14 protein-coding genes are annotated in these 11,768 nt (G+C 40.0%); all 14 read right to left on the reverse strand.

What is annotated here, in order from left to right; translation table 11 throughout:
- A complete protein-coding gene (locus BIZ36_RS12425; protein ID WP_187458235.1) occupies positions 1–1,062 on the reverse strand; it encodes a methyltransferase in 1,062 nt (353 codons plus the stop codon).
- An 88-nt stretch (positions 1,063–1,150) separates the two neighbouring features.
- A complete protein-coding gene (locus BIZ36_RS12430; protein ID WP_187458236.1) occupies positions 1,151–2,293 on the reverse strand; it encodes a beta-ketoacyl synthase N-terminal-like domain-containing protein in 1,143 nt (380 codons plus the stop codon).
- Positions 2,286–2,735, reverse strand: coding sequence for an acyl-CoA thioesterase (locus BIZ36_RS12435; protein WP_187458237.1), 450 nt, complete (start codon positions 2,733–2,735; stop codon positions 2,286–2,288). Before BIZ36_RS12435 ends, BIZ36_RS12430 begins: the two co-directional genes overlap by 8 nt.
- On the reverse strand, positions 2,713–3,981 hold the full coding sequence (locus BIZ36_RS12440) for an ABC transporter permease (RefSeq protein ID WP_187458238.1): 1,269 nt from the start codon (positions 3,979–3,981) through the stop codon (positions 2,713–2,715). Before BIZ36_RS12440 ends, BIZ36_RS12435 begins: the two co-directional genes overlap by 23 nt.
- Positions 3,974–4,717 carry an ABC transporter ATP-binding protein gene (locus BIZ36_RS12445; protein WP_187458239.1) on the reverse strand — a complete coding sequence of 248 codons (744 nt, stop codon included), beginning with the start codon at positions 4,715–4,717 and terminating at the stop codon, positions 3,974–3,976. The genes BIZ36_RS12440 and BIZ36_RS12445 overlap by 8 nt, the downstream gene beginning before the upstream one ends.
- The gene (darH, locus tag BIZ36_RS12450; RefSeq protein ID WP_187458240.1) at positions 4,714–5,709 is read right to left on the reverse strand and encodes a BtrH-related acyltransferase DarH; all 996 of its coding nucleotides are present in this window, start codon (positions 5,707–5,709) and stop codon (positions 4,714–4,716) included. Before darH ends, BIZ36_RS12445 begins: the two co-directional genes overlap by 4 nt.
- Positions 5,710–6,114 (reverse strand): flexirubin biosynthesis protein DarG, encoded by a 405-nt coding sequence (DarG, locus tag BIZ36_RS12455; protein ID WP_187458241.1) that lies wholly within the window; start codon positions 6,112–6,114, stop codon positions 5,710–5,712. It abuts the gene before it with no gap.
- 71 nt (positions 6,115–6,185) lie between these two features.
- Positions 6,186–6,644, reverse strand: a complete 459-nt coding sequence (locus BIZ36_RS12460) for a hotdog family protein (protein WP_187458242.1) — start codon at positions 6,642–6,644, stop codon at positions 6,186–6,188.
- A gap of 1 nt (position 6,645) precedes the next feature.
- A complete protein-coding gene (locus tag BIZ36_RS12465) occupies positions 6,646–7,083 on the reverse strand; it encodes a hotdog family protein (RefSeq protein WP_187458243.1) in 438 nt (145 codons plus the stop codon).
- Entirely contained in the window at positions 7,083–8,216 is a 1,134-nt protein-coding gene (gene darB / locus BIZ36_RS12470; RefSeq protein WP_187458244.1) for a dialkylresorcinol biosynthesis protein DarB, read from the reverse strand. Before darB ends, BIZ36_RS12465 begins: the two co-directional genes overlap by 1 nt.
- 3 nt (positions 8,217–8,219) lie before the next feature.
- Positions 8,220–9,143: a flavodoxin family protein gene (locus tag BIZ36_RS12475; RefSeq protein ID WP_187458245.1), complete on the reverse strand. Its 924-nt coding sequence runs from the start codon at positions 9,141–9,143 to the stop codon at positions 8,220–8,222.
- Positions 9,140–10,024, reverse strand: a complete 885-nt coding sequence (locus BIZ36_RS12480; protein WP_187458246.1) for a lysophospholipid acyltransferase family protein — start codon at positions 10,022–10,024, stop codon at positions 9,140–9,142. The genes BIZ36_RS12475 and BIZ36_RS12480 overlap by 4 nt, the downstream gene beginning before the upstream one ends.
- A 114-nt stretch (positions 10,025–10,138) precedes the next feature.
- Positions 10,139–10,387: an acyl carrier protein gene (locus BIZ36_RS12485; RefSeq protein ID WP_286174736.1), complete on the reverse strand. Its 249-nt coding sequence runs from the start codon at positions 10,385–10,387 to the stop codon at positions 10,139–10,141.
- Entirely contained in the window at positions 10,387–11,610 is a 1,224-nt protein-coding gene (locus BIZ36_RS12490) for a beta-ketoacyl-[acyl-carrier-protein] synthase family protein (protein ID WP_187458247.1), read from the reverse strand. Before BIZ36_RS12490 ends, BIZ36_RS12485 begins: the two co-directional genes overlap by 1 nt.
- Positions 11,611–11,768: the final 158 nt, after the last annotated feature.

Genomic DNA, 11,768 nt, shown 5'->3' on the forward strand with positions numbered 1-11,768 from the left:
TTAGTTCTTTTTGCAGACCAACATGGTATGAAATTCACCAATGGCCAAGTCTTCTGTAAGTGTTAGTCCGGCCTTATAAATTAAATCTATAAATTCTACAGCTTTGTACATTTTGCTATTTCCGTTGGCCATTGCGGTGAAGTATAAAGAAGTGGCTTCCAATGTAAAACGGGCATTCGCAAATTTTTGCCTGTCCGTAAATGTTTCTATGATAATAAGTTCTGTATTATCATCCATAGAATTTACACAGGTTTTCAAAATGTTGAGTATTTCCTCTTTGGAAAAACAGTCTAAAAATTGACTCATCCAAATGGTATCCGCCCCAGCGGGAATGGTCGGGTTTGATGACAGCCAGTCAATTTCCTGTCCTGTAACCCTATTTTCCAATCCGTTGTTTTTAGTATTGGCCAGTGCTTTTTTCAATTGTCCGGGCAAATCGAAAATTTTAATATGCACTTCTGGGTCAAAATTGGCACAAAGAACGGCAAATTTACCGGTGTTCCCACCAATATCGAAAAGGGTCTTTGGTTTACGTCTAAAGACCAAGGGTAGGGCTTCGCCAAAAATCTCATCGGAATAAAAATGATCAAAGGCGAACCAAGATTGCTGCACTCTTTCCGGTAATTGTGAAAGACCTTCATATACGGTAGGCCAATTACCCAACTCCTTTAAGCCGGCAGGTTTGCCTGTTTCTATGGCTTCTGGTAGATGGTAGAGTCCTTGGTAGCAAACGTCTTGGGTGAAATTTAGATTGGCCTCGGTCATTTTGTTATAATTCAGGAAATACCCAATTTTAGTGAGGTCATAATTTCCGTTTTCATCTTGAGAAACGATATCCGAGCTTTCTGCAACTTCGAGCAAAACACTTAAGCCATATTCCGTTAAATTCAATGCCATGGCAAGATTTTCTAGGGAGGTCTTCCCCTCTCTTGAGTGCTCAAAAATATAGTCCAAAACACCAAGTTTCCTTAAAGAGACCGTAGTTTGAAATATAAAGGGGGCAAAAGCAATCTTTTGGGCTTCTTCAAGCGCTTTGATAGCCTTAATGGGTTTTTTGGCCATTATAAGTAATAATCTATGTGAAGGGTAAATTTAGGCATTGAGACTCAAATAGAAAACAAATGTTAAATTTTTAGAAGCTCATATAGCACTATATCTTTTTAAAGATAGCTGCCGTGTTGGAACCTCCAAATCCTGATGCCGTCTTTAAAAATATGTTTAGGGGTGTTTCTTTTGGTTTCTGAATAATGTTCAATGAATGCGAAACTCCTAATTCTCGGAATCCTACGGAAGGAAAAAGGGTATTTCTTTTAAGAGAATGCATTCCTATAATAGTTTCCAGAAGTCCCGAAGCGCCAAGGGTATGACCAAAATATCCTTTTAAACTGTTAATGGGTGTTTCTTGCATACCACAACGGTTAAAGGCAATAGACTCCATTTCATCGTTGTATTGGGTGGCCGTACCGTGTGCGGATATGTAGTCTATTTCACTAGCATTTAGCTTGGCTTCTTTAAGGGCGGATTGAACACTACGGTAAAGACCTTCCCCCGTTCTAGAGGGGCCAGAAATATGATTGGCATCGTTACAGGAAGCATCACCTACAATTTCTACTGATTCCTCAATTGCCAACGAATGGTGTTTGGTTACCAAAACGCTGGTAGCTACCTCCCCAATATTGATTCCTGTCCTGGTCTTGCAGTACGGTCTGCAGGGTTCGTCACTTAAGGCTTGAAAAGCATTGAAGCCAGAAATGATGAATTTTGTCACCAGGTCTCCCGCAACTACAAAAATGTGGTCAAATTTTTGGCCGTTTACCAATCTCTTTGCAATAGATAAGGCCAATACTCCGGAAACACAGGCGTTGGATACTACTATTGGTTCTGTTGTAAAACCGAAAAAGTTTCCAATTTCTAACGCTAATTTACTTAGATACGCCCTTTCACGTGAAAAAGGGTTTTTGTTGTCAAGCACGTCTATATTTCCCTTAGTGGTGGATATGATCAACCCTACGCGCCCGCTCAATTTTATATTTGCTTTTTGGATAGTATCAGATAGGCTAACCAGCATCATTTGCTCCAAACGGGTGTGGGGCGATGTAGGAGCGATTTTTCGGTAGGCTGCTTTCAGCTTTTCTGGGTCCACCATGGAGCTGATAAACGGTTTTTCAAGAATAGTGGGTTTGGTTATGGAACGTAATCCGGTTTTACCTTGGGCAATTTGTTCCACTACCTCTTGGCTGTTGAAACCCAGAGAGGAAATGATGTTGTTGTATGATATAATGGGATTACTCATCCAGCAGACCAACTTTTATTTTCCATTCCCTGAAAAAATCCGGTAGGGTAAGGGAAAGTTCTCCGCCCAACGCCACAAAAACCTGTACAGTCTCACCGGTGCAAACTACTTTTCCAGAAGGATTCAGCAATTCATATTTAAATATCATCTTGGCAGCGGCAGAATCAATATAGGTTGTTTTAATTTTTGCGATATCCCCATATTCCAAGGGAAGTTTATGTTCACATTTTGAAGAAACTATGGGAGTAGAAAAATTATGGCTTTTTTGGTCTAAATAAGATATGCCATGGTGTCTACCAAAGGCTTCCCTGCCATCTTCAAAATACTGAATATAGTTACCATGCCATACAATGCCTAAGGGGTCGCATTCTGAAAATCGAATGCGTACCTCGGATGTTAAACTTAAGTCCGGGGTTTTATTAGACGGCAATTTGTCTCTCATTGTAAAATATGGCTATTCCTGTGGTTATAAGAAAGAACAAAAATAACAAAGCGATTTCGGGAAGCAACTCCAATATTCCAACATTTCTTAGGAATACATCATAAAAAGCGCTCAAACCCCAATTCATAGGAGATACATTCGATAAAGCTTGCATGAATTTTGGCATGGCAAAAACGGGCACCCACACCCCGCCCAAGGCGGCCAAAATAACTACAAAGGTTGCCCCAAATGGTGCCGATTGTTCTTGAGATTTAGCTACTGTACCCAATAAAAGTCCTAGTCCCACCGCTGCCAGACCGGCAAAAAAGGCAACAAAAAATAACATAGGCAGTTTTCCGGCAACCGATAACTCGGGAAGGCCCAAAATAGGGAACAGAAAAACGCCCACTAGTAACATGAGCGCAAATTGTATGAGGGCTACCGTTAGAAAAACTATTGTTTTTCCTCCCAAAACCGTTCCGTAGGAAACAGGATTGGTACGCAATCGAACAAAAGTGCCCAAGTTCTTTTCATTCACCATATTTATGGAGAGGGGCAGGATGATAAAAAAGATGGCAAATAAGGTCCAAGCCGGTATATTGTGTTGTGTAGAATTTGGAATGGCAGATTTATCAGGAACATCGCCGGGAGCAATTTCAGAAAAAGTTATAAAGGGTTGGGTGTCAAAAATTTCCTCCGTAGGGTCATCTGTAAGTTCTTCTTGGAACGCCTTATAGATAGATTCGGTTTCTATTTTGGATACCATTTGGTTAATGCCGCTCTTGATAGAGTTTCTAAAAGAAAGCTGGGTAGCCGGGTCAAAATATAACTTTACTTCTTTCTTGCTATTTGCGGACGTTTGAATGGCTTCGGCATCATTTCCATTGAATTTGCTAAGGATACCCTCCACATTCTCCAGTACTTTACGGTTTAAGGCAGACGAGAGATTTTCGGGAATTACAATTGCCAGCTGATAATCGCCGTTTTGGACGAGTTGTTGTGCCTTTCTTTCATTTTCTTGGGGTACAATTTCAAACTGTTGGGCCGCGGCCATATTTTCCCTGATTTGTTCGGAAACACTTCCCTTATCCTTATCAACCAATAAAATGGGAATTTTTGATTCCTTCAGTGTTTTGAAAGTACCATCTTGAATGGTGGTGATGGTAATCACCAAAAGCAGTGGCATTAAAAATAAAATGGCCAGCCCACCAAAATCCCTAGTGAGCAATAAGAACTCTTTTGTTGCAGAAGCCCAAAGTTTATGCATAATCCCTTAAAGCTTTTCCTGTTTTTGCCAAAAATACCTCTTCCAAGTTTTTGGCTTCCGGTTCTTTCCTTATCAATTCTTCCGGTTTTCCTTTGCATATAATAGTACCAAGGTCTATTATGGCAATTCTAGAACAAAATTCTTCCGCTTCATTTAAGTGATGGCTGGTGTACAGGATGGTGGTGCCATTTTTGTTCAATTCTTTCAAAAAGCTCATAATGGCGTTTTTAGACTGTACATCAACTCCTACGGTGGGTTCATCCAAAAAAAGGACTTTGGGTTGATGCAATATTCCGGCAATTAGATTGATGCGTCTTTTCATACCTCCGGAGAAGGTTTTTATTTTCTTATGGGAGAAAGGTTTAAGGCCCAAAATATCAAGATGTTCATTTATTTTTTGGGTGAGCACCGTACCACTTAACCCATACATGCTCCCAAAATACTTGAGGTTTTCAAACGCTGTGAGTGTAGGGTAGAGGGCGTATTCTTGAGGAACAATACCGATCATTTGTTTTAATCGGGACATTTGCCCCTGATAACTTAGTCCATCTATGGTGAAGGATCCTGATGTGGGTTTGAGCAGGGAGCTCAACATAGAAATCAGGGTGGTTTTTCCTGCCCCATTGGGTCCTAAAATTCCAAAGACCTCACCTTCATTAATAACCAGGTCCAAATTATGAACCGAAAACCTTTCGGCATTCTTATATTTTTTTGAGAGCTGGTTTATTTGAATCATACGGCTTTACGTAGGGCTTTAAAAAAGGCCTCTTCCCTTTGGGCAATGGACATTAATTGATCGGAAATGGAATCATAGTTCTCTAATTGGCCGCTCCTGTTCTTGTAGATTCGGGATGCTTCCAAGGCAAAATCACGCCAAGCGTCTCCAATTTGGGTCATTTCCTTAGAGAAATCCTTTAGTTTTTCATTTTTAAGTACATCACTGGCTTCTTGAAGAAAAGCAGCATAAATGTATCTGAATCCACCGCCACCAGTGCCAATTTCCTCTTGCATCCGTACAATTTGGCCTAAATAATGGTTGGCTTTTTTTGGGCCGAGCTTTTTGGGCCATTTTTTAATATTCTTGGCCACCCAGCGCATGGCCCTAACACCAACTATGGGTGCAGGGGCGAGCATATCTCTACACGTGTGCTTTATGCCCTTTACAATGGCTGTTTCCAATTCCAGTTTTTGGGGAAATGAGGTAGGATAATAGATATGGCCCTTTGGGGCGAAAGCTCCTTTGGCAAAGCGTACTTTTTCAAGTTGTTTTTCCGTTAAGGTGGTAACACCTTCCATTACAGGGTCGCTAATAAGGTAATTGCCGTTTTCCTTTCCATAGACCACCATATTATGGGCGTTGAAATGAAAACGATACTCATCCGGAAAGTATATAAGGTTGTATACCCCAACTTGAAGTCCTACCGGGTTGTTATTGTTCAAATTATGGTCCAATCTTTCCTTGGCTTTTTTGGGATCTTTGAACTTTTCCCTTTTTACCTTTACCCCAACTCGTTTGGCAAACCTATTAAAAACCAGGCCGGGCATGACCCTATAGGTGAAAACAGGTGCGTAATTGACCTTTATGAATGGCAAATAACTAAATAGGAGTCCGGAGCCAATGCCAAATACCATGGGTTCGCTTACTTCAAAACCATTATGGCGCATAAGGTTGGAAACCACACCGTTTTCGCAATGTGCCGATTGCTTGTGGGTAAAGTCTATTTGCATTTATTGATCTTTAATGTGCTTTAATTCGTCAATGCCAATCTCAAAAACATTGGCATATTTTTGAAGTGTTTTGGTTGATAATTTTTTAAAGACCGAAGGTTTAAAGTGACGTTTTACTCTCCACTGCCATAGCCCAACATAACTTGCCAGAATGGGTACATCCATCTTATGGAGCTCCATGTAATATTCAATGGGGCTGGTCTTCTTCTCGATTACACGTTGCTTTGCTTCCTCTACACGTTCTTCAATTTCCTTTATGGCATTGTCCAAAGCAATAGTTTTTGGTTCCCAACCAGTACTTAATTCGGTAACATAATTGCCATTTTCATCAACTGCATACACCATGTCTTTAATGTTGGCTTTTTGAAGCTGACTTTTGTCCTGGGGTACCTCTTTCTTTTTCATAGTAGCGAAGTAAACAATATTTTAACTAAGCTTTTTAGGGGATTTCAATGTTGCTATAACCGGCACACTGACTAAACTTCGTGGATTAAAAAATTAAAGGTACAATCTACGATTAAATCATCATTTGTAAAAGTCGAGGAGGTAATCGTGCATACACTCATGGTGCCAGTGTCAAATCTGGAGATGAGTTTGGCCTTGGTAACCAATAACTCGTTGACCTTTGGAAGTTTTTTTATTTCAACTTTTTTAATGGCACTAATGTAGCCTACAAGCTTATTGCCAGACCCTTCAAGATCCTCATCATCAAAATAACTTTGGCCTACAATGGCAGTACTTGCTTGGGCAGCATTTTCAATAAGTCCCGCCTCGGCTAAATATCCTTTTGAATTGATAAAAATGCAGTCCTCAGTAATTTCGTAATGGGTAATTACAGAGTCCTCGTCAAGATATGGGGTCACCGTAGCCATAAGCATGGGAGGCCTATGGGGTAAAAAATTCTTTATGTTGATATCGTACCTGGCCTTTTTCATTCTATTTGGCCAAGGCCGTTTTCATTTCACTATTGGCGATAATCCTACCATCACATTCTACCTGTGCTTTTACCAAGGTCACATCCATAATATCATGAAGAATTTCAACAGTAGTTACCAACTTTTGTGAATTTCTAGGTAAATGGAAAATTTCTGCTTTCTTAATAGCTCCAATGTACCCTGTTGGTGCCGGTTTTTCTAGTAAGTAATATTTGTATCCTGTATGTAGGGCAATCGTTTGTGCCATATTTTCGATAAGTCCGGCAGCAGAGAAAAAATCTTCTTCTGCCAAAATGTTGGTAGGACCTATGGTAAAGTTTGATACAATTTTTTTATCTGCATACTCAACTAAAGAATCTACCATTACAAATGGTGATTTTTGAGGTATTAGCGATAATAAGAAATCGCCAGAGGCAATATGGTCATTTGTTTCTGCCATTAACAGACAGTTAAATAGGCATACATATATGAAAATCTAGCACTCTCCGGAACATGGAAAAGAATTTTATCACCCTTTTTTAATTGTCCGGAAGCGACTAATTCCTCTAACATAACGTAAATGGAAGCAGCTCCAATATTTCCTACTTGTTGAAGATTCAAGAACCATTTTTTCCAAGGCATTTCTATACCTTGCTCCTTCATTTCGTCATAAAGGCCTTGCTTGAAATAATAGGATGAAATGTGTGGCAGATAGTAATCTACGTCATCAGGACCTATACCGTGCTTTTCGTAGGTCATTTTTAAACTGTGAACTCCCTTTTTAAGGATATTATCACCTAATAACCTTGTATCCTGTTTCATGGCGAACAAAGACCTTTTTCCCCATTCTTCGGACGGAAATTCACTCCAGGGTGTCAACTGGCCATTTTCTTCCTTTTCCGCACCGGCATACATGCAGGTTTCCATTTCAAAGGCATATGAGTAACCGTCCATCCACTCGATTTTGAGTGGTTGCTTTCCTTTTGGCTCACTTTCCAATAACACAGCTCCAGATCCATCGGATAGCATCCATCTTAGAAACTCCTTGTTAAAAGCTAATATAGGACTCTCTTCCAGTTCTTTTAATTGTTCCACCTCATTTTGAAAAATTCGCTCTTTCATCCAAGAGGAAGTTCTTTCAGAGCCGGCGCAGGCAGCATTTTGTGTTTCTCCCGCTTTAACGGATAAATAACCGTATTTAAGGGCGTTCATACCTGAACAACAGGCTCCAGAAGACGAGTTTATTTCCATGTTCCTATTTTTAAGGAAACCGTGTACCATACTGGTGTGGGAAGGAAGCACCTGGTCAGGGCTAGAGGTACCACAGGATAACAGTTCAATATCTTGGACTGTAAATTCATCGTCACAAAGACCCTCTACCGCCGCTGCGGCCAGCTGCGCATTATTGTGAGTGGTCTTACCCTCATCATCAATAGCGTAATATCTCGTTTTTATTTGATTGTTTCTTAGGACAATTCTTCTTGCCTTGGAAGCTTTTCCATCAATGACCCCCAGTTTTTCCTCCATTTGGTCATTGTCTACTGGTTTATTCGGTAAAAATTTGGAAATTCTGGTAATGTAAACGTCCTTCATCAATTATTCATTTAAAGCCACGGAGGAATAGTATTTTCTCTCCCTTCTCCTCTTGGCCGTCATAGGCAAATAAGTCAGCAAAAATACGATAAAAACTATAGGGGCTATGACCCAGATGGCAAATAACAAATAATATTTGAACAAACCAATCCATTTTGTTCGTTTAGGATTTCCGGCCTTTCCCTTTTTAATAATCTGGTTCGCCCATTTGGAAAAGAGCACATTGCCACGTTCATCGGTTCTTACCAAATAGGGGTTTACCTTTACGGCATCCAAAGCCAATAACTGGTTCTGTAATTCATTAAACTTACCGGACAACAAAGCTTTTTTAATGGGGGTGCCAAATTTGGAAGCTCCTTCAATCTCCTCATCTGAAACCCCAGGCTTGGGAAATATTCCAAAAAGTCTATCTTTTTTCCCTTTCATCATCCAATGCTGAATGGTGATTACGCTTATATGGTTGATGTGGCGATCTACCATGGCTATGTGACCCGTTAATTGGGCTCCAGTTTCTTTAAGTAAGCGCTTCACCTTTTCTTGCGCCTGTATCCACATATTTCTACAGGCCACAAGCGTTACTACTGGCGTATTATTAAGTAATTTTTTTGCCGATTCTGAATTTAAAAAGGAACTAATAGGGCGGGAAGGGGTAAGGAACCAAACTTGGTAGCCTAAAATGACCAAATCATATTTTTTGCTCAAAATTTCTTCTGGCGGTCTTTCCAATTCTTGAGGGACCTGTAAGAAAGATTCTGGAAACACCTCATAAAAATCCTCTGCTTTCCATGGAAAACCGTACTCTTGAGATGGGGTAATTTTATAGTAGGAGATATTTATTTCTTCGCCTTTTAGAGTGGTTTCAATATTTTTTAAAATATCTAAAAGTTGCCCTGTTTGGGAGTAGTAAACGATCAGTACTTCTTTCATTCCTTATCTAGTTCGTTCCAAAAATCAAAAAAATTGAACCATTGCAGGGGGTATTTTTTAATGATCCACTCCATACTTTGTGTGTACTCATCCAGCAGGCCCTGTGCATCCCTTGCCTTAAAATCTGCCTGTCTAGCGTAAAGGCTATAATGTTTCTTGGTCTCCTTCATCACATAGACAAACAATACGGGCATATTAAGTCTCGATGCCAAAAGGTAAGGGCCCAACGGAAACTCTGCTTCCTTTCCCAAAAGTTTGCTGCTCATAGTTTTGGTTCCCGGGAGATACCTGTCTCCGGTAAACACCACTAAACCGCCCTTGTCCAGAGCCGAATGTATTTCAAAGATATGGCTCATGTCTTCTTTTACCAAGATGAATTCAAGCTGGGATTTAACCACAATACTATCCATATAGTCTAGAATGCTCTGTTGTTCATCCCTGGTGGTCACCATGCTTATCTTATTGATACTATAACGGTTTTCAAGAAAGTAATGTGCAATTTCAAAATTGCCTACGTGGCCGCTCAATAAAATGCCTCCTTGGTTCTTTTTCAGAAGATTATCTATGTATTCGATTCCGTCATGGGTATAGGTGAACTTTTCCCGGAGACCCGTAGAAATTGCTACCCTGTCTATGAGAATTCTACCTAGGGTATAGTAGCTCTTATAAATACTGAGAACGCTTTTGGTTTTAGAATAACCCAATCTAAGCCTAAAATAGCGATAGATACAGCGAGAGCTTTTTGAGGAAAACAAGAAATAGTAAAATGCTACAAACCTAAGTACAAAGTATGCGACACCAATCCCTAAGTTTTTTAATAGAAAGATAAATATCTTATAGCCTAGGAGATTGCCTCTAGATTGTCCTTCCCATTCTGCCATTTAGGGTCGCTGCTTAAGGTGATTAGGCGTAAAAATAGGTTTTCTAGCGTATTTAGGTAAGTAGAAGTTCAAGAATTCTTGACTTTTAAGATAAGGAGATGCCTTTAAGGTTGGTTAGGCCAATTTTGCCTCGATCAGGTCGTAAAAGTTTTGCAACGTATGAACGTTTATAAAGTCTTCCCCTACCAATTTAACACCAAAATTGCTTTCTACGGCAACAACAAGGTCCACAAAATCCAAGCTGTCCAAGTCCAAAGCTTCTTTTAGATTGGCTTCTGGTTTGATCTCATCCTCATCTACTTCAAATTCATCGATGAGAAATAAGTTAATTTTCTCAACAATTTCTTCCTTGGTCAATGTCATTAGTTACTCGCTTTTTTTAATATGAGAGCGGAATTCGTTCCGCCAAAACCGAATGAGTTGGACAAAAATACATCAATTTTTTTATTTAAGGTTTCCTTAACAATGTTTAATTTTTCAGAGTCCTCATCCGGATTTTTAAGATTGATATTAGGGGCTATGAACGAATTTTCCATCATAATTAGGGAGTACACAATTTCGCTTGCTCCAGCCATCCAACATTCGTGGCCGGTCATGGATTTAGTGGAGCTTACATGTGGGTTGCTTTCCCCAAAAACATCATATATGGCCTTTGCCTCATTGGCATCACCTACGGGAGTTGAGGTGGCATGCGCATTTACATAATCCACCTCAGAGGCTTGCATATTGGCATCTTCCAGAGCTCTTTTCATTGCCCTTGCCGGTCCATCTACGTTTGGTGTGGAAATATGGTCGCCATTGGATGAAAAACCGTATCCCACTACTTCGGCGAGGATCGGAGCACCTCTTTTTATAGCAGATTCATAACTCTCTACAATTAGCGTAGCACCACCTCCACTTGGCACAAGTCCATTTCTGTCCTTATCAAAAGGTTTGGAGGCCTCCTCAGGGTTTTCCGTATTAACGGCAAATACACCCAGACCGTCAAAACTAGCCATTGATTCTTTATTGATTTCTTGGGCACCTCCGGCTATGATACAATCTTGAAGGCCACTTTTAATTAAATGATATGCTAGGCCAACGGAGTGTGATCCACTGGCGCAAGCTGCGCTTATGGACAAATTAATTCCCTTTAATTTGAAAATAGTAGATAGGTTCATGGTTACCGTGGAGTTCATGGCCTTGAAAATGGCTCCTGAACCTACCAACGTTGTATCTCCTTTTTCCCTGATGATGTCTATAGATTCTACAGTTGCTTTTGCTGTACTGTCATTGCCATAAAGAATTCCGATTTCATTTTTTTCCATGAAATCCTCATCTATTTTGGCCATTCGTAGCGCTTCAATGGTGGCCATATATGCGTATTGAGCTTCTTGGCCCATGCTAACGCGTTGCCTTTTTGAAAGTAGTTTTTTTAAATCCGGTTCCTCGACAAAACCTGTTATCGGGGATCGGTAGCCAAAAGAAGCTCTTTCGGGATCATAGATGATTCCGGATTTTCCTTCGTATAGCGATTTTTTTACTTCTTCTAGGTTTTTTCCGATGCATGAATAAATGCCCATGCCCGTAATTACTACTCTCCTCATTCTGTCACTGTAGATGTTGGTATGCTAACCTAATATAATAAAGTTCTTGCTTTTAACGGTTTATTAATACGAAAATTGCCAAGCTCTAAGATATAAAAAGACACTGATAGTTAATTGTCAAAGAGGTAGGGTCTTAACTATCAGTGTGATATCATAGA

The sequence above is a fragment of the Cytophaga sp. FL35 genome (assembly GCF_014349235.1).
In the GTDB taxonomy this organism is placed as follows: domain Bacteria; phylum Bacteroidota; class Bacteroidia; order Flavobacteriales; family Flavobacteriaceae; genus Euzebyella.

What these genes read in the sequence shown, in the direction of transcription:
- BIZ36_RS12425 (WP_187458235.1), bottom strand. Translation starts at nt 1,062, where the DNA reads ATGGCCAAAAAACCCATTAAGGCTATCAAAGCGCTTGAAGAAGCCCAA.
- BIZ36_RS12480 (WP_187458246.1), bottom strand. Translation starts at nt 10,024, where the DNA reads ATGGCAGAATGGGAAGGACAATCTAGAGGCAATCTCCTAGGCTATAAG.
- BIZ36_RS12465 (WP_187458243.1), bottom strand. Translation starts at nt 7,083, where the DNA reads ATGGCAGAAACAAATGACCATATTGCCTCTGGCGATTTCTTATTATCG.
- BIZ36_RS12460 (WP_187458242.1), bottom strand. Translation starts at nt 6,644, where the DNA reads ATGAAAAAGGCCAGGTACGATATCAACATAAAGAATTTTTTACCCCAT.
- DarG (WP_187458241.1), bottom strand. Translation starts at nt 6,114, where the DNA reads ATGAAAAAGAAAGAGGTACCCCAGGACAAAAGTCAGCTTCAAAAAGCC.
- darB (WP_187458244.1), bottom strand. Translation starts at nt 8,216, where the DNA reads ATGAAGGACGTTTACATTACCAGAATTTCCAAATTTTTACCGAATAAA.
- BIZ36_RS12440 (WP_187458238.1), bottom strand. Translation starts at nt 3,981, where the DNA reads ATGCATAAACTTTGGGCTTCTGCAACAAAAGAGTTCTTATTGCTCACT.
- BIZ36_RS12485 (WP_286174736.1), bottom strand. Translation starts at nt 10,387, where the DNA reads ATGACATTGACCAAGGAAGAAATTGTTGAGAAAATTAACTTATTTCTC.
- BIZ36_RS12435 (WP_187458237.1), bottom strand. Translation starts at nt 2,735, where the DNA reads ATGAGAGACAAATTGCCGTCTAATAAAACCCCGGACTTAAGTTTAACA.
- BIZ36_RS12430 (WP_187458236.1), bottom strand. Translation starts at nt 2,293, where the DNA reads ATGAGTAATCCCATTATATCATACAACAACATCATTTCCTCTCTGGGT.
- BIZ36_RS12475 (WP_187458245.1), bottom strand. Translation starts at nt 9,143, where the DNA reads ATGAAAGAAGTACTGATCGTTTACTACTCCCAAACAGGGCAACTTTTA.
- BIZ36_RS12490 (WP_187458247.1), bottom strand. Translation starts at nt 11,610, where the DNA reads ATGAGGAGAGTAGTAATTACGGGCATGGGCATTTATTCATGCATCGGA.
- BIZ36_RS12445 (WP_187458239.1), bottom strand. Translation starts at nt 4,717, where the DNA reads ATGATTCAAATAAACCAGCTCTCAAAAAAATATAAGAATGCCGAAAGG.
- darH (WP_187458240.1), bottom strand. Translation starts at nt 5,709, where the DNA reads ATGCAAATAGACTTTACCCACAAGCAATCGGCACATTGCGAAAACGGT.